General features: G+C 36.4%; 18 protein-coding genes. 10 read left to right on the top strand and 8 right to left on the bottom strand.

Annotated features, from left to right (window positions below; genetic code table 11):
- Positions 1-54: 54 nt before the first annotated feature.
- Both ACFSUL_RS07185 and ACFSUL_RS07180 read right to left on the bottom strand, forming a co-directional pair.
- On the bottom strand, positions 55-609 hold the full coding sequence (locus ACFSUL_RS07185) for a GNAT family N-acetyltransferase (protein ID WP_377934015.1): 555 nt from the start codon (positions 607-609) through the stop codon (positions 55-57).
- A gap of 285 nt (positions 610-894) precedes the next feature.
- A complete protein-coding gene (locus ACFSUL_RS07180) occupies positions 895-2,025 on the bottom strand; it encodes an amidohydrolase (RefSeq protein ID WP_377934013.1) in 1,131 nt (376 codons plus the stop codon).
- A 372-nt stretch (positions 2,026-2,397) separates the two neighbouring features.
- Between ACFSUL_RS07180 and ACFSUL_RS07175 the strand changes: the two genes are divergently transcribed.
- Together ACFSUL_RS07175 and ACFSUL_RS07170 are read left to right on the top strand one after the other, a co-directional pair.
- The gene (locus ACFSUL_RS07175; protein ID WP_377934011.1) at positions 2,398-3,018 is read left to right on the top strand and encodes a TetR/AcrR family transcriptional regulator; all 621 of its coding nucleotides are present in this window, start codon (positions 2,398-2,400) and stop codon (positions 3,016-3,018) included.
- Positions 3,019-3,322: 304 nt separating this feature from the next.
- Positions 3,323-6,529 (top strand): bifunctional cytochrome P450/NADPH--P450 reductase, encoded by a 3,207-nt coding sequence (locus tag ACFSUL_RS07170; RefSeq protein ID WP_377934009.1) that lies wholly within the window; start codon positions 3,323-3,325, stop codon positions 6,527-6,529.
- A 71-nt stretch (positions 6,530-6,600) separates the two neighbouring features.
- Here ACFSUL_RS07170 and ACFSUL_RS07165 read toward each other — a convergent pair whose 3' ends face one another.
- Positions 6,601-7,200, bottom strand: a complete 600-nt coding sequence (locus ACFSUL_RS07165) for a DedA family protein (protein WP_377934007.1) — start codon at positions 7,198-7,200, stop codon at positions 6,601-6,603.
- A gap of 9 nt (positions 7,201-7,209) precedes the next feature.
- Positions 7,210-7,989 carry an undecaprenyl-diphosphate phosphatase gene (locus ACFSUL_RS07160; protein ID WP_377934005.1) on the bottom strand — a complete coding sequence of 260 codons (780 nt, stop codon included), beginning with the start codon at positions 7,987-7,989 and terminating at the stop codon, positions 7,210-7,212.
- A 322-nt stretch (positions 7,990-8,311) separates the two neighbouring features.
- Between ACFSUL_RS07160 and ACFSUL_RS07155 the strand changes: the two genes are divergently transcribed.
- Positions 8,312-8,635, top strand: coding sequence for a DUF4870 domain-containing protein (locus tag ACFSUL_RS07155; RefSeq protein WP_071413873.1), 324 nt, complete (start codon positions 8,312-8,314; stop codon positions 8,633-8,635).
- A 127-nt stretch (positions 8,636-8,762) separates the two neighbouring features.
- Here ACFSUL_RS07155 and ACFSUL_RS07150 read toward each other — a convergent pair whose 3' ends face one another.
- The gene (locus ACFSUL_RS07150; protein WP_377934002.1) at positions 8,763-9,947 is read right to left on the bottom strand and encodes a glycoside hydrolase domain-containing protein; all 1,185 of its coding nucleotides are present in this window, start codon (positions 9,945-9,947) and stop codon (positions 8,763-8,765) included.
- A 201-nt stretch (positions 9,948-10,148) separates the two neighbouring features.
- Here ACFSUL_RS07150 and ACFSUL_RS07145 point away from each other — a divergent pair, with 201 nt between their 5' ends.
- The 5 genes from ACFSUL_RS07145 to ACFSUL_RS07125 all read left to right on the top strand — a co-directional run bounded on the left by ACFSUL_RS07145 (position 10,149) and on the right by ACFSUL_RS07125 (position 13,779).
- Positions 10,149-11,141: a helix-turn-helix transcriptional regulator gene (locus tag ACFSUL_RS07145; RefSeq protein WP_377934000.1), complete on the top strand. Its 993-nt coding sequence runs from the start codon at positions 10,149-10,151 to the stop codon at positions 11,139-11,141.
- Between the two features lie 132 nt (positions 11,142-11,273).
- Positions 11,274-11,489, top strand: coding sequence for a PLD nuclease N-terminal domain-containing protein (locus ACFSUL_RS07140; RefSeq protein ID WP_071411636.1), 216 nt, complete (start codon positions 11,274-11,276; stop codon positions 11,487-11,489).
- On the top strand, positions 11,486-12,388 hold the full coding sequence (locus ACFSUL_RS07135; protein ID WP_377933998.1) for an ABC transporter ATP-binding protein: 903 nt from the start codon (positions 11,486-11,488) through the stop codon (positions 12,386-12,388). The genes ACFSUL_RS07140 and ACFSUL_RS07135 overlap by 4 nt, the downstream gene beginning before the upstream one ends.
- Positions 12,389-13,165 carry an ABC transporter permease gene (locus ACFSUL_RS07130; RefSeq protein WP_377933996.1) on the top strand — a complete coding sequence of 259 codons (777 nt, stop codon included), beginning with the start codon at positions 12,389-12,391 and terminating at the stop codon, positions 13,163-13,165.
- A 413-nt stretch (positions 13,166-13,578) separates the two neighbouring features.
- Positions 13,579-13,779: a cold-shock protein gene (locus ACFSUL_RS07125; protein WP_071411639.1), complete on the top strand. Its 201-nt coding sequence runs from the start codon at positions 13,579-13,581 to the stop codon at positions 13,777-13,779.
- Positions 13,780-14,185: 406 nt separating this feature from the next.
- Here the strand turns inward: ACFSUL_RS07125 and ACFSUL_RS07120 are convergent, their stop codons facing one another.
- Positions 14,186-15,214 (bottom strand): ABC transporter permease subunit, encoded by a 1,029-nt coding sequence (locus ACFSUL_RS07120; protein ID WP_377933993.1) that lies wholly within the window; start codon positions 15,212-15,214, stop codon positions 14,186-14,188.
- Entirely contained in the window at positions 15,207-16,115 is a 909-nt protein-coding gene (locus ACFSUL_RS07115) for an ABC transporter permease subunit (protein WP_377933991.1), read from the bottom strand. The genes ACFSUL_RS07120 and ACFSUL_RS07115 overlap by 8 nt, the downstream gene beginning before the upstream one ends.
- Positions 16,116-16,485: 370 nt before the next feature.
- Here ACFSUL_RS07115 and ACFSUL_RS07110 point away from each other — a divergent pair, with 370 nt between their 5' ends.
- The gene (locus tag ACFSUL_RS07110) at positions 16,486-17,253 is read left to right on the top strand and encodes an AAA family ATPase (protein ID WP_377933989.1); all 768 of its coding nucleotides are present in this window, start codon (positions 16,486-16,488) and stop codon (positions 17,251-17,253) included.
- Positions 17,254-17,582: 329 nt separating this feature from the next.
- Here the strand turns inward: ACFSUL_RS07110 and spoVB are convergent, their stop codons facing one another.
- A complete protein-coding gene (gene spoVB / locus ACFSUL_RS07105; RefSeq protein ID WP_377933987.1) occupies positions 17,583-19,112 on the bottom strand; it encodes a stage V sporulation protein B in 1,530 nt (509 codons plus the stop codon).
- 282 nt (positions 19,113-19,394) lie between these two features.
- Between spoVB and ACFSUL_RS07100 the strand changes: the two genes are divergently transcribed.
- Positions 19,395-20,288 (top strand): patatin-like phospholipase family protein, encoded by an 894-nt coding sequence (locus ACFSUL_RS07100; RefSeq protein WP_377933985.1) that lies wholly within the window; start codon positions 19,395-19,397, stop codon positions 20,286-20,288.
- The last annotated feature ends 245 nt before the right edge of the window (positions 20,289-20,533 follow it).

The following is a 20,533-nucleotide window of genomic DNA, read 5'->3' as shown; positions in this document are numbered from 1 at the left end:
TTTTATGTAACAAAAAAAGATTATCCCGGTTACGGAATAATCTTTTTCAAGCTATTATGCTTCAAGTACATGTTCGTCTTGCTCTTGTTGTGATTGGTATAGATGAAGTGTATATAAATCTTTTGGAATTTCATATAGATCGTAAATGTCTTCCACGGCGTTGAGTTGATCGTAAATCGCTTTTCTTGTATCGTTTGCTTTTACAACATACGGAAGTTTTTCAGCTGCTTTTTGCGAACGCACATTGGCTTTCCTAATTTTCATGAAAACTGTTTCCATCCCAAGTTCATAAAAGAGTTCTTGGAAAAATACGTCTTTTGCTGGTTTATTGTAGCCTTTTCCATGATAAGGTTTGCCAAGCCATGTCCCTAGAAATCCGGCATTGTCTTGAATATCGAACAAGTTAATCGTTCCGATTGGATTTCCCCATTCATCGACAATCGTTCGTGATATTAATTCTCCACGCTCTTCCGCTTCAATCGTCTGCTTCGTTAAGAATAAAAATTCCTCATAAGCAGCTGCTTTTTGACGAACAAAAGGGAAGACATCAGGGTGCAACAACAGGTCATATAATTCATGACACTCTTGCAAATCTCGTTTCTTGATCATAAATTACCCTCCTTGAGGGCAGTCTTACAGCGTACGATCCTACCCTCGAAATTTTTTAAATGTTGCATAAAAAATTTCGGGGTGGGAATCGAACCCACTAAGACCAGTCAAGAAACTGGTGGCGCACCATTTGCCTTCCCTCCATTACAATAGCTCTATATTAAAATAGACCATGTTCAGAACAATGTAATCGGAATATATATTATCCATAAGTATATTACTCGAAAAGGCGCGAAAAGGAAATAGGTAAAATGTGAATTTTTTCAGCTAATTTTTTACAAAAAACTACATATTTTGATACGCGATATTCCCGTTGACAATCGTAAGTATCGGCTTAGCCATAAAGTGGAATGGATGCTCACTCCAAAGCACTAAATCAGCATCTTTTCCTACTTCAATACTACCGATTCGATCATTAACACCAAGGTTTCTTGCTGGTAGAATCGTGATGCCTTCGAGAGCTTTTTCGGGAGCTAATCCTTCTCTTACAGCTATTGCTGCACACATATTCAAGTATTGGATAGGAGTGTACGGGTGATCTGTTGTGATAGAGACCTCGACACCAGCTTCGGACAATTTTTGATATGTTACCCAGCTTTTGTTTTTTAACTCTACTTTCGATCTTCTTGTAAAAGTAGGACCGACGGATACTTTCAAGTCTTTACCCTGTAATTCTTCAGCTATTAAATGCCCTTCTGTACAATGCTCGATGCGAAGGTCGAGCTCAAATTCTTCAGCAAATCTCATCGCAGAAAGAATATCGTCGGCACGGTGGGCATGTATTCTAACGGGGATTTCTTTTTTTAGTGCCGCAACGATTGGAGCAACACGCAATTTTTCTGGTTGATCGCAATATTTTGCTGAAAAAAATGCTTCGCGCAGCATGCCCATTATGCCCATTCTTGTAATCGAGTCATTGTTACCGTTACTATGAATACGTTTTGGATTTTCACCGAGTGCAATTTTTAAACCAGAAATTTCTTTGATCATCATCGAGCGTATCGTTTTTCCAAAAGTTTTTATAACGGCCGTCGTGCCACCAATAACATTCGCACTTCCTGGCATAACATTAACCGTTGTTACACCATATTTAAGAGCATCTTGAAAACCTGGGTCAAGAGGATAGACACCATCGAATGCACGAATATGCGGGGTCATTGGTTCGGTTGTTTCGTTAGCATCGTTCCCGGCCCACCCAGTTCCTTCGTCATAAAGACCAAGATGTGTATGGGAGTCAATAAAACCAGGAAGCAAAGGACATCCCTTACAATCAATAACGGGGAGGGTTGAAGAAACGTCTTCACGACCCTTTACAATATGTTTAATTTTTCCATTTTCAATATAAACGGTACCGCTTGAAATAATTCCAGCTGTAATCGTATAAATTTTTGCGTTGACTAAAATAAAGCTATTCATAGTAGTTCCTTTCGTATTTTAAAATAAAATTTTAAACTTAAGGATAAGTAAGTCTTTAGATTTAGGGTATTAAACATTATTCAAGTGGCTTCTATTACTCTTATATTATCCAAATGTAGTTAAAAAGAGAAGCTATGATTGAGTTTAATTATGGTGGAGGTTGATAAGGACAATTCATAAACAGTATACGTTCGTTAAAAATGAGGAAACGTCGACAAAGATATACAAAACAAGTCATTTTTCACCGTAGATTTATAAATTTTTATCTTTTATAATTTAGGCTAATAAAGAAGTAGACTAATTGGTCTGTTGTTGCGAAATAAGGAGTGATGGACTAGAGATTTCTTTAAATTTTGAATGAGGAGATAAATAATGGTAAGGCAAACTACAAAAGAAAAAATTATTAACACTTCTGTAAGGCTCTTTGAAATTTATGGATATTCTAAGGTAACTGTCGATCAAATTGTAAAGGAAAGTGGAACATCTAAGGGCGGATTTTATCATCATTTCAAATCAAAAGATGAACTCCTATATACAATCCATGATTTTTGCATTTCCTTATGTTTAGAGAAAGGTCAAGAAGCGTGTCAAAACTACAGTAGCCCAACAGAGAGGCTCTGTGAAATTGTCCAGTCTTTCATTTTACTTTTTGATTCTTATCGTCCGCATTTAACGGTAATCAATGAAGAGAGTTTATACTTGTCGTCTGAATATTTTAAGGAGATAGAGGAAAAACGTGATCGTTACAAAGATTTGCTTTATCAGGTTGTTGAGGACGGGGTTAAAATCGGTGAATTTCGACAAGACCTAGTCATACCAATAATTAGAATGGCTATTTTTGGAATGGTTAACTGGATTTACAAATGGTACAAGGAAAAAGGAAATTACTCACTTAAAGAGATTGCTGATATTTATAATGATTTTATTTTACAGTCTATCTTATCTGAAGAAAATAGAGTGAAATATGAATCTAATAAATTGTTATCAAGTTAAGTGCGGGGCGGTGTAAGGATGCAGTCAAATGCTAAATTGTGAACAACTCTACCCATTAGAGAAACCGACTAGTTCGTACTAATTATTATTTCTTAAAATAACGAGAAAACAGTTGGTGGATGGTAGAGAGACGGAATTAAACTTCATAGATGAATAAGAAATGTACAAAAAATAGTAGAAAATATAGAGATACATAGATAAATATAATGCAGGCAAAGTCTTTCGATTCTATGACTAATTGCCGCTTTTGTTTTTTAAATATTGCCAACTATCTATTACTTACACGAAAGTGAGGATTATTTTCATGACACAAGCTGTAGAACTTCCTAGGAAAGAGGCTGTAACAATCCCACAACCGAAAACATTTGGACCACTCGGGAATCTTCCACAAATAGATGTGGAGGCACCTTCTCAATCGTTTTTAAAACTTGCCCATGAGTATGGGGGAATCTTTAAAGTAGCTTTGCCAGGAGCAAGTAACAATGTTTTTATATCAAGCCCCAAACTGGTGGCAGATGCTTGTGATGAATCTCGATTTGATAAAAAAGTTTCAGCCCCCTTACAGATAGTTCGGGATTTCGCGGGAGATGGATTGTTCACAAGTAAAACGGATGAGCCTAATTGGCAAAAGGCTCATAATATACTGCTAGCAAGCTTTAGCCAAAGGGCTATGAAAGGGTATCACGATATGATGGTAGATATTGCTGTGCAACTCGTTCAAAAATGGGCGCGTCTTAATTCGGAAGAAAGCATTGATGTAGCGGATGACATGACTCGTCTTACGTTGGATACAATTGGTTTGTGCGGATTTAACTATCGATTCCATAGCTTTTATAATGAACAGCCACACCCTTTTATCTCAAGCATGGCTAGGTCCCTTCAAGAGGCAATGGCTAAGGTTAATCGAATTCCTTTACAGGATAAGTTCATGGTAGGAAAAAAACGCCAGTATAAGCAGGACATTGAGTCGATGTTCAGTTTAGTTGACAAAATTATTGCTGAGAAAAAGAAGCAGGAAACATTAGACGGAGATGATTTACTCTCACATATGTTGAACAGTAAGGATCCACAGACTGGTGAGAAATTAGATGATAAAAACATCCGTTATCAGATTATCACATTTTTAATTGCTGGTCATGAGACGACTAGTGGGATGTTGTCTTTTGCCTTGTACTTCCTTTTGAAAAACCCTGAAAAACTTCAAAAGGCATATGCGGAGGTAGATCAGGTTCTTACAGATTCTGTTCCGACTTATAAGCAAGTTCGAGGTCTCAAATATACTCGAATGGTTTTAAATGAAGCATTACGGCTCTGGCCAACAGCTCCAATGTTCACACTTTGTGCGAAAAAGGATACGTTACTTGGAGGGAAATACCCAATGAAAAAGGGGTATAGTGTCAATGTGCTAATTCCGAAACTCCACCGTGACACAAGTGTGTGGGGAGACGATGTTGAGGAGTTTAGACCCGAGCGTTTCGAAGACCCGAGTCAAATTCCACATGATGCTTATAAACCATTCGGAAATGGCCAGCGTGCTTGCATCGGACAGCAATTTGCACTTCATGAGGCTACACTAGTGCTTGGTATGATATTAAAACAATTTGAGATTGTAGATCACACCAATTATCAGTTGAAGATTAAGGAAACACTAACGCTTAAACCAGATGGATTTACAATGCAAATTCGTCCTCGCAACAACAGTCAAATTGCAACGATAGCACTTAGAGAACAGGCTGCATCAATAGAAGAGCCACCTGCTAGGCAAGAACTTCCTTCTAATATTGAAGCACACGATACGCCTTTACTCGTACTTTACGGTTCTAATCTTGGTACAGCAGAAGGGATTGCCCGGGAGTTAGCGGACGTTGCTCGAGGCCAAGGGTTTCAAAGCCAGGTAGCACCGCTAGATGATCATGTCGGAAATCTACCAAAAGAAGGAGCGGTATTTATTATAACTGCTTCTTATAACGGGAATCCTCCTGACAACGCTAAGGCTTTTGTAAAATGGTTAGAGGAGGCGGAACCAGGAGCATTTGAAGGTGTCCGCTATGCTGTTTTTGGCTGTGGGGATCGAAGCTGGGCGAGTACGTTTCAACAAGTCCCACGATTCATTGAAGACCAACTTGCTGCAAAAGGAGCAATTCGTCTAACTAAACATGGTGAAGGCGATGCAAGTGATGATTTTGAATTACAATTTGAAAAGTGGGAAACGCAGCTTTGGCCGGATGTGATAAGTGCATTGAGTTTGAAAGTTAACGAGAACCTTAAACAAGAGAAAAATTCTCTTACTGTACAGTTCGTAAATGGAATCGGTAGCACTCCACTAGCTGATACATACGATGCAATTGCCTCAACCGTTGTCGAGAACCGAGAGCTTCATAGAGACAGTAGTGATCGTAGCACTCGTCATATTGAGATTGCCCTTCCAGAGGGATTGACATATCGTGAAGGTGATCATTTGGGTGTTCTACCCCAGAATTCTACTAAGCTTGTGGAACGTGTTTTGCATCGCTTTAGATTAAATAAGGAGGACCAACTGATCCTAAGTAGTACTGGTAATAGCCTTTCCCATTTACCAATGGACCGCCCAATAAGTGTTTCTGATCTACTTACTCATTGTGTTGAGTTACAGGAGCCAGCAACTAGAGCACAGATACGAGAGCTTGCGGCATTCACAGTTTGCCCACCTCATAAGGTTGAATTAGAGGCACTCCTTCAAGATGACACATATAAAATGAATGTACTTCGTAAACGAGTTTCCATACTTAATTTACTGGAAAAGTATCTTGCTTGCGAATTGCCGTTTGAGAGATTTTTAGGATTGCTTTCGCCATTAAAAGCTCGTTATTACTCTATTTCTAGCTCTCCTAGCGTCCTTTCGGATCGCGTAAGCCTTACTGTAAGCGTCGTACGAGGACCGGCTTGGAGCGGAAGTGGTGAGTACCGGGGGGTTGCTTCAAATTATCTTGCTGAGCGTCAGCCTGGTGACGAGATAACAATATTCGTTCGTACACCAGATTCAAGGTTTCAATTGCCAGACGATCCAGCAACACCAATTATCATGGTTGGACCAGGAACAGGTGTCGCTCCATTTCGAGGTTTTTTGCAAGCCCGCCGTATCCAAAAACAAAAGGAACATAAACTCGGGGAAGCGCATCTTTACTTTGGGTGTCGTAACCCAGAGTACGATTATCTTTACCGTGAAGAGTTAGAAAGTTATCAAAAGGAGGATCTTGTGACACTCCACACGGCATTCTCTCGTATCGAAGGAAAGCCGAAGACATACGTGCAGCACCTTATGGAGGAAAATGCAAGTGAGTTAATTAGTTTACTTGACCAAGGTGGTCGACTCTACGTATGTGGCGATGGGGCAAATATGGCTCCGGATGTAGAGGCAACACTTAAGGCGGAGTATTGTAATACCTACGATGTTAGTATGCAAGACGCTAAAGAATGGCTCGAAAACCTTCAACGTGCGGGTCGCTACGCGAAGGATGTATGGAGCGGTTAATGATTTTTACAAATTAATGCTTTTTCTTGACTCCCTTCTACAATAAATAGAAGGGAGTTTTCTTAATTCACCTAGGATTTCGGTTTTGATCGTTTATATGCGTAAAAGATGTAGAGCATTGTGACACATCCAGCGATAATGGCAAGGGGTTTAATATAACGAATGGCCACTACTTCAATAAGCTGCCAATGTGTTCCGAGCTCCATACCAATGAGTATGAACAAAAATGTCCAAGGAAGCATGGCTGCAAAAGTATATAGTGTAAATAAGGAAAGAGGCATTTTGCTGATGCCAGCTGGAATACTAATAGCATGTCTAATGATAGGGATAAATCGAGCAGTGAAAATAACGATGTTACCATATTTCTGAAACCATTTCTCGGAAGCATTTATATGTTTAGGCTGAATGAAAAGGAATTTCCCATATTTCTCGAAAAACGGCCTTCCCCCGTATCTACCTAGCCAATATAAAAACAATTGTGCAATCGTACCTCCGACAACCCCAGAAATTAATGCCCCAACAAAGGAAAGTTTTCCGGCATTAACCATAAATCCAGCATAACTTAGGACAAGTTCACTAGGAATTACTTCAATCATTAACGCAAGTGCAATCCCTACATAACCCCATTCAGTCAATTGATTTAAAAGCTGCAGAATTAATTCGTGATTCATTATAACCTCCTAAAAGATCCCGGAATATTGGAGAAATAGAATAAGAAGACCTAGTGCCCATACGTAATAAGAGAAAAGTTTGAGGGAACGATTTTTCAGAAAATTTATCATTCCGACAATCGCAAAGTAGCCAAAAACGGCAGCTGTCACTGTTCCAATCGCAAGAGAAGTGAAGGTGACAGACTCTACATGTCCTGTGAAAACATCCTTGCTTTGTAGTACGATACCACCAAGGATGGCTGGGGTTGATAAAAGAAAAGAGAAATAGGCAGCTGTTCCTCGATCCAATTTTCTAAAGAGTCCTGCAGCAATGGTTAACCCCGAACGAGAGAGAGCAGGGAAGATTGCAGCTGCCTGAAAACTCCCGATTACGAAAGCGTCTGTATAATTTAGATTTTCTAGCTTTTTATGTCCATCTTTAACTCCGTCAGCAACATACATGATGGCTCCGGTAATAAGAAACTCCCAACCGAGTGTATTTCCTGTTTTAGAAATAGCATCGAAATAATCTTCGAATAAAAACCCGACAATGACTGCTGGGATTGTGCCGATGACAAGAATTAGTGATAGTTTGCTGAACGGATTCTTCACCATAAAAAGTAATTCTTTTTGGTAAACGACGAGAACAGCAATCAATGTTCCGATATGCAGCATTGTGTCAAGAAATAGCCCAGCATCCTCAAGCCCAAAGGCAAGACGTCCAATATATAAATGGCCTGTACTAGAAATTGGCAGAAATTCTGTAAGCCCCTGAATAATACCGAGAATAAATGCCTCTAATTTGCTCATTTATTTCATCCTTTCTTTACGCAAATAATTCATTGCATTATGTATGAGTTGGTATACCGGAGAAGGTCATTCATATATGAACTTATATAGAAGCGGACAACTCTTCTCTTACTAACATATATTCAGGAAAATCAAATAAATGAAAACATTGTATTGAAGTGTGTATCCTTTAATATGTTAATGCGTTTGGGGACGGACCTTAAAAAATGGTTTTCTCCTTTTTGTTTGTACTAGATAAAGAGAAGAAGATAATTTAATTAGAAACTTTGGCATGAGGGAAGCGTAGGTATAGAAGAAGAACAATTTTAGGGGGAGATTCGTGATGGCGGAAAAGGAAGAAAAGTTATTTGCTATGTTAATTTATCTCACCAGTTTTTTCACTGTATTCATTGGACCACTCTTAATTTGGTTATTAAAAAGAGATGAATCTGAATTCGTTGATTTTCACGGAAAAGAATATTTAAACTTTCTTATCTCTTATACTATTTACGGGATTGTAAGTTCACTCTTAATGTTTGTACTGATTGGATTCATTCTCGCTCCAATCGTCGGTGTCCTTGCATTAATATTTACAATTCTAGCTGCAATTAGAGCATACGAGGGAGAGAGGTACCACATTCCGACAGTTATTCGTATAATTAAATAGGATTTTGAAGTCTTTGTTTGAAGTCTGTCCTTCACTTGTTTAACGAATTAAAGCAGTGAGGGACGGACCTCAAAAAACGCAATCTCTTTGACACCAAAGAGATTGCGTTTTTTACTTTATGACATAATTACCATAAAATGTCTGTATATTTATTGTTAAAGAGGTTTGTATCAATATTACATGTTTGTGCGTCAATTCCATATTGCCAGCCTATGACAAGAGAGCCTTCTGGAGCTTGCGGTTTATATTCAGGTGCTTTATTTTTGGTTGTGATTCCAGCATTAGGAGCTGCCGTCCAAATATATGTGTTTTCTTTAATATCCGCATTTTCTTTAGAGGCGGCATTAAAAGAAGCAGTTAGGTCCGTGTTCTTGTCAAATATTCCATAAATTCCAGGAGCATATGATGAAGAGGAAAGTGTATCATACCAGCCTTGAATAAATGCAGCATTTACAGGAAAAGTTGGTTCAATGTCAACAAAAATTGCTGTTCCTTCTGGTGCACCAAGTTCCTTAGCTAGGTTGATAGCTTCTTTCCCTTCTTGTACCCCATTATCGTAACCTGTCGCATCAGAAAGTTTGTTATGGATAAGAAGTATTTTATCTTTATTTGATTTAATTAAATCAACTTCTTCTTTCGTTAATCCAACAGAAGCACCCTCATTATTTCCTAAATATCTCCCGACGACTCCAGGATCACCAAAATTATCTTTTACACACATATTGAAATTTTCGGAAGTTAAGCTTGCTGTATCAATTCCCCATGTAAAACCCGATTTTTTGCTATCCTGCTCCTTATCATTCTTTCCATTATTGCTGCTCTTGTCGTCTTTCTTTTCATCTCCATTATTGCTGTTCTTACTACCCTCTTTTCCATTCTCGCTATCACCATTGCCATTATCACTGTTATTCCCATTATTCGTATCATTTGAGGTCCCATTGGTAGCATTATTACTAATATTATTACTAACGTTATTAACGACATTTCCCTCTGCATCAACATCTACGTTTACTTCAACGTTGTTCGTTATATTATTGGTTACATTATTCTTGATATCTTTTCCACCATTATTATCAATCGTGTTGTCAACATTATTTTCGGCTGAATTGCTTCCATTGTTATCTATATTATTTTGAATATTATTGTTCCCGTTCATATTGCCTGAAGAAGCTTTTTTGTCATCATCTGATTCTAATGTCGTCCATACTTTCCCTTCATGGAATCCAGTCTTATAGATGAAAAGTCCTGAAAAAAGCGCAAGTAATAACAGACTAGCAGTTACGATAACTGTAATGTACTTTCCTTGCCACATACAATCTCTTCACACCTTTCCTCATACTAATTGCAGTGTATGGCTAATAACTAGATATGGTGTGGGCTTATTTAACGATTTGGTGGTCAAATAAAGGTCCGTCCCTCGGTGCTTTAATGAATTAAAGTTATACCGCTCATGTTTCGGTGGTAGGGGGTTTTTGGTAGAATGGTGGAAAAAGGGTGTTAGTGGGGGATTTATGTGGAGCGAATTGATAATAAGGATCGTTTGTTAATGTTGCGGGATATTTTTGAAGCGGAGACGGATGAGGAGAATGAGCTATCCATTGATGACATTATAGAAAAGTTTAAGGCGATATATGGTTCTGAAATCAAACTGAATAAAAATTCACTGAAGGATGATATCGATCACTTAATTGAAAACAATTTTGATGTAACAATTAACCAAGTGAAAGAGGGGCTGCCGAAATATTACAGTCATCAATATCGATTATTTGAGTTATATGAACTTAGAATGTTAATAGATGCGGTCGTATCGGCAAGATTCATAACGAAAGAAGAAACGAAACAGCTTATTCGTAAAATCAAGAAACTTACAAGTAAACCTCAGGCAAAAATGCTTCAAAATGAAATATTAATTGATTCTTCTGTTAAAAGTGAGAGTCACTTAGTCCGTGTTGCCATTAATGATTTACATCATGCGATAGCGGAGAGAAGGATTGTGACGTTTCAATATGGGAGATACGATTTAGATAAAGAATTTGTTTTAAGTCACGGTGGAGATGATTATCGGGTTAAACCACTTGCATTAACGTGGACAAATGACTTTTATTATTTGATTGCATACTTTTTTAAAGCAGAAGAAATTAGGCATTATCGAATTGACCGTTTACGAAATGTTCAACTAACAGAAGAGACGTTTCCGTATGACCCATTTGATGTGACAAAATATGTCCAATCGACCTTTCATATGTTTGCTGGGTCGGAAGAATGGATTAAAGTGAAATTTCAAAACCATTTAATAAACGTCATGATAGATAAGTTTGGAAAAGATGTAAGTATACAAAAAGTCGATAATGATCATTTTGTCCTTACTACAAAAGCTAGGCTTAGTAGCGGTTTAGTAAGTTGGCTTTTGAATTGGGGTGGACAAGCTGAGGTATTATCGCCTGCCTCACTAGTCGACACGATAAAGGAAGAGATTAAACGAATGCAAGAAATTTATAAAATTTAAGTATAGAAAAAGCAGTGGAATCGATAAAAATTCCACTGCTTTTTCTTCATTCAAAAATTATTTATAAAAATGTTGAACGAAATTTGAACTTAATCGTCTTATAAGTGAAATATCCAGCAAGGAGGAATCATCATGACAGAGATTCAAGAGGCATTTAATAGTATAAATTGGGGGTTAGTTGCACCACTCATCGGGATACAATTTATTTTACTTATTGTTGCTTTAGTTGATTTGATTAGAATACGGGCTACTAATGGCCCTAAATGGTTATGGGTGCTTGTTATCTTATTTGTTAATATTATTGGTCCAATCATTTACTTTGTGTTTGGAAGGAGACAAAATGGATGAATGTTCTCGAAGTATGCTCGCTAGAAAAGAAATATAAGGAAAAGTTAGCTGTAAAAGATATTTCCTTTTCATTAACAAAAGGAAAGTGTACCGCATTATTAGGACCAAATGGTGCAGGGAAAACCACGACTCTTAATATGCTTGCAGGTTTGATAAAGCCGACTTCCGGGGAAATAAGGTCACCATTATCAAAAGAGAAAGATATCCGAACTATTATCGGTTATTTACCACAGTATCCTTCGTTTTTTGAATGGATGAGTGGAGAAGAGTATCTTATTTTTCAAGGTGAAATTGCTGGTATCTCAAAAAAAGATGTAATGAAAAGAGGGAATAAGCTCTTAGAATTAGTTGGTTTAACGGAAGGGAAGAAGAGAAAAATTGGTCAGTACTCAGGTGGGATGAAGCAGCGTCTAGGAATAGCGCAGGCGATGATTCATCAGCCAAAATTATTGATTTTAGATGAACCAGTTTCTGCCTTGGATCCTTTTGGGCGAAAGGAAGTTTTAGAGTTGTTAAAAAAGCTTAAAAAGGAAACAACAATACTTTTTTCCACACACATTTTAAATGATGCTGAGCAAGTTTGTGATGACGTATTATTTTTGCATAGTGGAAACCTTGTTGAACAGGGCAGTTTGGAGGAAGTGAAACATCGACACCAAACACCGCAACTTATTGTTTGTTTAGAGAGAGGTTCAAAGAAATACCTGAATTCTATTCAAAAGAGGGACTGGGTAAAATTAGCTAATTTTGAAGAAAACACATTATTTATTAATGTGGAAAATATACAGTCGTCAAGGGATAAACTATTCCAAATCATTGCTGAAGAAGCATGGCCAGTAGTTAAACTGGAAACGAGTAATGATAGTTTAGAAGAAGTGTTTATGAAAGTGGTGAAGTAAGTGAAAATTTGCTGGGTTTTATTTAAAAAAGAAATAGTAGAATCGACAAGAAATTATAAGGTGTTATGGATGCCATTGGTTTTCATTTTGTTGGGTATACAAGAGCCATTAATCGCTTATTATTTACCAGATATTCTAGATACATTAGGGGATTTACCAGAAGGGGCTGTTATCGAAATTCCAACGCCGTCTTCAGAAGAAGTATTATTCTCTACTATTAACCAATTCAATACACTTGGAATTCTAATTATCGTTTTGGGGTTTATGGCAACCATTGCGGGAGAACGAAAGAGTAGAAGTGCTGTAATGGTGCTAGTTAAACCGGTCTCCTATGCTGCCTATGTTCTGTCCAAATGGTTTGCGGCGCTAGTACTTGTTTGGGGGTCATATGGAATCGGGATGCTTAGCAGCTGGTATTACATTAATCTTTTATTTAAGGGGATAGATGCTGGAGTATTTTTTCAATCATTTATTATCTATGGATTATGGTTGACATTTATTCTTACAGTAGTTGTATTCTTTAGCAGTTTAGTAAAAACCTCGGGAATTGCTGCTTTTGCTGGAATTACGGTTTCCGTCGTCCTCTCTTTTCTAGCCGGGTCATTTCAGGAAACATTAAAATGGTCTCCATCCCAACTAGCAAATTATGCTTACACCATTATGCAAACGAACAACTGGACTAATGACATGACCATCACCGTTGTACTTACACTAATCATCGCCGTCATTCTCATCAGCATCACTCCAACAATGTTAAAAGCAAAGGAATTAAACTGAGATATAGGGAACACCTTTAGTTAAGAACTAGTTTACTATCGTTGGAGATGTTGCCATTAGAAACGAACTTCAGCACATACTTGGAAAAACAATATCCCCGGAGATTCCGGGGGAGGCGAGGTACTATTTGGCAAGCGGTGTCACTCTGAAGTATAGCTTTTGTCTTTTTTATCTGTTCAACCAGTTTTGTTTAGAAAGCATGATTGATATTTTCGTTTTAACCTATCAACTATACTTTCTAAGAATAGTTAAATACTATTTGCTTTTCTACATTTTATCTGTTATTCTGAATAAGAATTATTTTTGTTCGGTATGTAGGGAAAGAGTAAGTATTTAAACTTTTCGCCTTTGATATCTAATTGAGCAATTATAGTAATAAATTGTGGAATATATCCACACAGGAGGAAACAAACATGCAAGAAGGTACAGTAAAATGGTTTAACGCAGAAAAAGGTTTCGGTTTCATCGAAATTGAAGGTGGAGAAGATGTATTCGTACATTTTTCAGCTATCCAAGGCGAAGGATTTAAAACTTTAGATGAAGGCCAAAAAGTTACTTTTGACACTGAACAAGGTCAACGTGGACTTCAAGCTACTAATGTAAACAAAGCGTAATGATTAAAGGACCCTACTAGTAGGGTCCTTTTTTTATACTAAAAAGTACTGAATAAGAAGAGGCTGACTAGTTAGTGTCTGATCCTTTAAAAAATCCGAATATATATAGACTTTTGTTAAACTAAAGTCTATATATATTCGGATTAATGGATCTGACCTTTTTAGTCAGCCTCAAAGAAAACATGTTATAGGTGTTAAATGGTTAGCTAAAGTATAACACAGTATTCTTAGAATACCTAAACAAATTTGAAAGCCTTAACTAGTAGAGAAAGTAAAGAAGACTTTCATTATTAAAGCTATTTTTTTAAGGAGGTCTTATTAATTCTTGCTGGTAATGATACTATTATAGTTGAATTAGGAAAAGTGAAAAGTGCTTCTATTTTTTTATAGAATTTATCTTTTAGGATTAACTATTTAGATGATGGTTTTTCCTGACAAGTGTAAAATGATTATCTTTAAATTCACTCGAATTTTTTTCCGTTTCTTTTTGCATCCTCTTTCCGCTTCTTTTTCGAAATGAACTAGTTTCTTTTAGCATGATTTCTTGTATGGAGGATGCCATGAAATTAAACGAAAGAACAGCCAGAGATAATGCGAACAGCGGAGCTAAAATCAGCCATGGCGCGGTCATTAACTCTAAGTAAGCCTTTCCGATATTACCAGCCCATTCATTCGATAGTGAAAACATTCTAGATTCACCAACCATAATTTCTTCTTCAAATTTCCCACCTAAAAAAATGTTAATAAATCCTAAGTGAGCAAATAACACGAGTACTTGAACATTACGTTGGAAAAAGAGCAGTACTAGTCTTGGCGATAAAATAGTAAGCACATGTTTACGATATAAAAACCATCCTCTTCCACCCAAAACTCTAGAGCTTAATACAAACTCTTCTTGGAGGGACTTTTGAATTTCTTTTAATAGGACTACTAGTGTGGACGGAATTCCAATGATACTAATTAATAAGGCTTGGTTTATTAATAATTTGATGAAATGTTCCTCGGGATTATGGATGAGTTGCTCTAAAGGCAGTAATAACCAAAATGCGATAACAGCAACAGGAACATAAATCATCGATTCTACCAGTACTTCTAAGATCTTTTGAATTCTTTTCAGAAAGTGTAAAAAGAAAACGGAAAGAAGTAATCCAAAAATAACTTGGGTAAAACTAATTACAATTGCAAGAAGAATGGTGAACTTTGCTCCTTGGATGATATAAGTCCATAAGGGGGTCCCTAATCTGTCAGAGCCAAGAGGTGGAAGTTCTAAAGGTGTAAAAGGAGGACCAACCAATTCCCCTTTATAGGTGAAAAAATCATACCTTTTAATATGTTCAGCAATAAAAGGCTCATAAAGAAAGCTTGTTATAACCATGGTTATTAGAAATACAAAGCCAAGGAGAAATTTTGGTTTTTTGATTAAAGTTTTAAACATTTAAAATCTCCTCCTCTCTAGCACCAATTTTCCTCATAATGAAAAATTCAGATATCGAAAATAAAGTGTAAAAAGGAATAAAGATAGAGCAAATAATAAGCACAAGGATATGAGCGTTCGAGTAGAGGAGTAAATCCATAACGCCTCTGATGTTAAATAATCTTTCAATAATAAAAAGATTAGACAACATAAAGGAAAAGATTAACTTGGATCGATAAAATAAACTAAATATGACATTCCGAAAACTATGCACAAATAGAATGCTTAGCCTGCCTAGTCCTTTAGCACGAGCCAAATCTATATAAGGCTTTGGCTGCTCTTCTCTTATCAAAAGTAGTGTAGTTTTAATGAGAAAAACAGAGGGAACGGTTGTCAAACAAATAACCGGTAATAAATAAATTTCTTCATTTAACATGGCCACTTCTGCAATTAAATTACCAGTAGAACGATAGATGAGGACGACAATTAATTGAAGTCCGACAATTAAAAATACATCGGGTAATGATTCCAAAATATCAATGACAAAGGTACAAACTTTTTTAACCCACCTTGGTGACATTGAAACCATTATCGTCACAAGCATAGATGCTCCGATAGCGATCATAAGCGAAATGGAAAAGAGCTTTAAGGAATAAAAATATCTGTCCGAGAAAAAGTTGAAAAAGGAGTATTCTTTTCCAAAATAGACAATGCTCCATTGATCTGGTTGAAAGAGATTTCTTACTACCTCTATAATAGCTAGTCCATACGCCAATGGATAAAATCCAATGGTCGTAACGTTATTTGCAACTAGCTCTTCTGTAATATATTGATATCCAGAACCACCGTAAAATAAGACTGGCAATATACTAATTAAAATAATCCCGATTAAAATAATAAAAATGTTTCGTATGAACTTCATTGACTCACCCTTACTTCTCTCATTATGTAAATTTCTATATAATAATAGTTCTCTACAATCTAAAAAAATCCTTTTATGTAGTTATTCCACAATCAAGTGTATTCAAAAGGAATCATGCTCATTTCAGATTTTAGGACCAAATTAATGAATTAAGAAGGGGTTTTAGAAAGTAAATCGAAGAGAAATAAGGATGGAATGGTTGGCTTAAAAGTGTTAAACTACGAGCACTTTGAGCGGTTAAGAGGAATTATTGGGGGTACCATGGTGGAGTATGTCTAGTAAGCAATTCAATTTGAAAATTAATCTATAGAAAACGATAAAAGGTTAGTTGGAACTATAGGAGAAGGTTTTCTACTTCTAAGAGGAAAGGATGTTATTAAAAGTGAAATTAACGCAAGAGGATCAATATATTAAAAGTCTCAAATTAGAGTCAGAAGAAATAGATTCATATGATACTTTTCCACTGAATCTCCCCGTTGTTAAATACTTTAAGGAATTAGTCTTTCATCCGAACGTTACGTATATTATTGGTGAGAATGGTATGGGGAAATCTACTTTGCTAGAAGCGATTGCAATTAAACTAGGGTTTAATCCTGAAGGCGGTAATAGGAATTATAACTTTTCTAGTTATAATTCTCATTCGAATTTAGATCATTATTTGCGGCTAGCTAAAGGAGTGTATAAGCCAAAAGATGGTTTCTTTTTCAGAGCTGAAACATTCTATAATTTAGCTACTAATATTGAAGAACTAGACGAAGACCCATCTTCAGGACCTAAGGTTATCGATTCATTTGGAGGAAATTCCTTACATCAACAATCTCATGGAGAGTCTTTTTTTGCTACGTTTACTAATCGCTTTCAAGGTAAAGGGCTATATATATTAGATGAGCCGGAAGCGGCATTATCTCCAGTAAGACAATTGTCTATGTTAACTATTATTAATCGACTTGTTCATGAGGGGTCCCAGTTTGTTATTTCCACACACTCACCAATAATTATGGCCTATCCAAATGCTAAAATTATTGAACTCACCGATGAAGGCATGGGCGAATCAAAATTAGAAGAAACGAATCACTATACAATAATGAAGCAATTTTTTGAAGAGAAGGACCGTTTGTTATACCACCTTTTCAAATAAAAGCTCCAGCAATAAGCAAATTCAATAATCGGGTACCAATTTTTTAATAGAAGGGCCCCGTATTAAATTTTGGCTCTTTCTCATAGATTGTTGTTTTACTTATAAATTTTGCCCGTTGATTTCCGCTACGGGCACTTGCTTTCCGCGGGGAGGAATGGGAGCCTCCTCGGCTTCGCCTGTGGGGTCTCCCACTTTCCTCTCTTCCCGCAGGAGTCAAGTGCCCTCCGCTCCAATCAACTCAGTGGGTTAAACTTAGTTTTTCGTTAAAAAGCAACAACCTTCATGAAAAACAGCCTAAATTTTTTAGCTTTATCATAACCCCTTATTTATTATTTTTTTCTTAAGTTGATAACTTTGAAACATTTTAGTGAAAACAAATAAACAAGCATGGATATCGTTAAAGAAATACCTAATATCAGTATGTTATTTTGAATTTCACTACTTAAATATTTAAGTGCAAGTGCACCGACCAAACCCATCACAACACCTGAGAATATGACCTTTATAAAATCTGTTACGATTAAATAAAATCCAATTAATTTTGATATTGTAAAAAAATGAAGGGATGTTCCCAATACTATACTGGCACTTATAGCGAGACACACTCCGTAAATACCAAAATCAGGTTTGGAAGCTAAAACAAAGATAAAAGCAAGTTTTGCAATAGAAGCCACTAGGTCATTGACCATGACAATATTTGCTTTCCCTAAACCGATAAGGACTGACTGTAAAGGTATGCGGAAATATTGTAAGAAGTAAAAAGGAGCCATGATTTTTAAAAGTATTGCTGCTTCTGGCGACTTATAAATAAGAGTTGTTAACATATCCGCAAAAAGATACAAAATAATCGTGCAAGGCACTCCAACAATTAAAGAAATTCTAACGGCTTGCCCAGTTCTTTTATGAATAAGTTGTAGTTCATTTTTCTCTTTCGCTTCACTAATGGAGGGGATTAAAGGGACAGACATAGAATTTGTAATAAAACCTGGAAGCATTAATAGAGGAAAAACAAATCCCATTAAAGTCCCGTACTGTTTAGTTGCTAGTACTGTTCCAATCCCAGCTAAAGCCAAACTTTGAGTAATAATTACAGGTTGAAAAACGCCTATGAAGGAATGGATTAGTCCGTTACCTGTCGTTGGGAGACCTGTTTGAAGTAACTCATGTAATATCTCTTTACCTTTGCTTATTTGTTTGATAAATGAATGGCGTAACTTGAACTGTTTTTGTTTTGACCATTTAAATATCGAAAGTAGATAAAGCAGGGAAAAGCCTTCGCCAATTATACCACTCAGAACGGCTCCGGCAGCAGCGTATTCGATTCCATAAGGAAGTAGCCACTGAACGAAAATAAAGATCAATCCAATTCTTACAACTTGCTCAATAATTTGATAAAGTGCAATCGGGGTCATATTTTGCTTGCCGCGAAAGTACCCTTTAATCACTGATGATATTGCAATAATAGGTATTATTGGTATAACTGCAATTAAAGAATAATAAGCTCTTTGATCTGTTAGAAAAATGGAAGATAATAATTTTGCACCTGCGAAGGCTCCAATCATTAAAATAACACCTATAATACTTGTCGTTGCTAGGGAAACAATAAGGATTTTTTTTACTTGTTGGTGGTCCTTCTTTACTTCAGCTTCAGCTACAAGTTTTGATATTGCTACAGGTAGACCTAATGTTGTTAATGTAATTAAAAGACCTGCAACAGGCATTGCCATCATAATAAGACCGATACCCTCTGGTCCAATGATATTAGCCATTACTATTCCATTTGCGAATCCCAGTATCTTTGTAATGAAAGCTGCTATTGTTAGAACAATCGTTCCTTTAATGAGACTTTGTTTCGTCACTGTTTTCACCTCTTACCTTGTCCATATTTGATGTATATGAGGGTAAAAGGTTGTTGTGTCATCTTTTTCATTTTAAAATAACTGTAATTGGTTTTGGTTAGTAAGTGATATGTTAGACCCCCTACCTAATAATCGATTATGTTTATTCGACAAAACCTTGGCAGGTATTCAAACAAGGTGGTACACATTTTCAATAGAATGTGGGAAAATATAGGATGGTATTTAGTTAAGTAAGTGAAGCATTAATTGATTGAATGAAGATAATTTAGGGGGGAGCAACACATGTTAGTTGATAATACAGGTCTCGTTTTAGAGGGCGGAGGAATGCGAGGGGTTTATACAGCGGGTGCCCTAGAGTATTTCCTAGAACAAGGACTTGAGTTTCCTTATGTTATTGGTGTTTCTGCAGGAGCATGCATCGCTGCTTCCTATTTATCTAAACAGGCTGGCAGAAATAAAAAGGTGAACATTGGTTTTGCAAGAGACCCGAAATACCTGTCTTGGAGAAATTATTGGAAGAGTCGTGAGTTATTTGGTATGGATTATGTATTTGATGAAATTCCGAATAAAATTGTCCCTTTTGACTATGAGACATTCTATTCTAGTCAAAGTGAATTTGTCATCGGAACAACAGATTGCCACACAGGAAAACCTGTTTATTGGTCAAGGAAAGATTATGGAAAAGATGTTTTAACGATAATTAGAGCATCTAGTTCGCTTCCTTTTTTAGCACCTGTTGTGGAGTATCAATCAAAACATCTTCTTGACGGAGGGATAAGCGATTCAATTCCGATTGAAAAAGCAGAAAAGGATGGATTTGCGAAAAATGTTGTAGTTTTGACAAGAAATAAAGGCTATTTTAAAAAGCCTTCTAAATTTAATTTTTTATTAAAACGAAAATATCCGCAATATCCTAATTTACAAAAAACATTAATGAATCGGTATAAACAGTATAATTCATTAGTAGAAACGTTAGAAGAAAAAGAAGCAAAAGGTGAAATCATCATCATTCAACCTCAGCAGCCATTAAAAGTGGGGAGAATCGAAAAAGATCCTAAAAAACTTGAAAACCTCTATTGGCAAGGATATGAGGATGCGAAACAAAAATACGCTAATATTTTAGAGTGGAGTAATGCTTCTACTTCCCCACAGGAAAAAGCAGCTATTACAGATTAATAGTTACGTTATGAAAACCAATTATGAGGAATTTTCCTTATAATTGGTTTTTTGCTTTCATAATCTAGAAGTATTTACGTATAGATAACAATAAAAAAAGAAAGCCTAATCCTACCTTCTAACACTCCATAGCATTCAAACAGAGAGAAAAGGTTCATGACACCAAGCAAATATGAAAAACTAGGGCTGTTTTTTAAAAGATTGTTGCTTTTAACACCATTCGAAAATATAGAGTGGATTGGAGC

The sequence above is a fragment of the Bacillus seohaeanensis genome, assembly GCF_042684945.1.
Classification (GTDB): domain Bacteria; phylum Bacillota; class Bacilli; order Bacillales; family Bacillaceae_B; genus Rossellomorea; species Rossellomorea seohaeanensis.
Note: the sequence above shows the minus strand (reverse complement) of the source record. Positions and strands in the feature narration are given on the sequence as shown.

Bases quoted from the DNA above. Each gene is read 5' to 3' on its own strand.
- ACFSUL_RS07110 (WP_377933989.1), top strand. From the start codon at position 16,486: ATGTTATTAAAAGTGAAATTAACGCAAGAGGATCAATATATTAAAAGT.
- ACFSUL_RS07155 (WP_071413873.1), top strand. From the start codon at position 8,312: ATGGCGGAAAAGGAAGAAAAGTTATTTGCTATGTTAATTTATCTCACC.
- ACFSUL_RS07170 (WP_377934009.1), top strand. From the start codon at position 3,323: ATGACACAAGCTGTAGAACTTCCTAGGAAAGAGGCTGTAACAATCCCA.
- ACFSUL_RS07120 (WP_377933993.1), bottom strand. From the start codon at position 15,214: ATGTTTAAAACTTTAATCAAAAAACCAAAATTTCTCCTTGGCTTTGTA.
- ACFSUL_RS07115 (WP_377933991.1), bottom strand. From the start codon at position 16,115: ATGAAGTTCATACGAAACATTTTTATTATTTTAATCGGGATTATTTTA.
- ACFSUL_RS07160 (WP_377934005.1), bottom strand. From the start codon at position 7,989: ATGAGCAAATTAGAGGCATTTATTCTCGGTATTATTCAGGGGCTTACA.
- ACFSUL_RS07140 (WP_071411636.1), top strand. From the start codon at position 11,274: ATGACAGAGATTCAAGAGGCATTTAATAGTATAAATTGGGGGTTAGTT.
- ACFSUL_RS07165 (WP_377934007.1), bottom strand. From the start codon at position 7,200: ATGAATCACGAATTAATTCTGCAGCTTTTAAATCAATTGACTGAATGG.
- ACFSUL_RS07175 (WP_377934011.1), top strand. From the start codon at position 2,398: ATGGTAAGGCAAACTACAAAAGAAAAAATTATTAACACTTCTGTAAGG.
- ACFSUL_RS07150 (WP_377934002.1), bottom strand. From the start codon at position 9,947: ATGTGGCAAGGAAAGTACATTACAGTTATCGTAACTGCTAGTCTGTTA.
- ACFSUL_RS07135 (WP_377933998.1), top strand. From the start codon at position 11,486: ATGAATGTTCTCGAAGTATGCTCGCTAGAAAAGAAATATAAGGAAAAG.
- ACFSUL_RS07185 (WP_377934015.1), bottom strand. From the start codon at position 609: ATGATCAAGAAACGAGATTTGCAAGAGTGTCATGAATTATATGACCTG.
- ACFSUL_RS07100 (WP_377933985.1), top strand. From the start codon at position 19,395: ATGTTAGTTGATAATACAGGTCTCGTTTTAGAGGGCGGAGGAATGCGA.
- ACFSUL_RS07125 (WP_071411639.1), top strand. From the start codon at position 13,579: ATGCAAGAAGGTACAGTAAAATGGTTTAACGCAGAAAAAGGTTTCGGT.
- ACFSUL_RS07180 (WP_377934013.1), bottom strand. From the start codon at position 2,025: ATGAATAGCTTTATTTTAGTCAACGCAAAAATTTATACGATTACAGCT.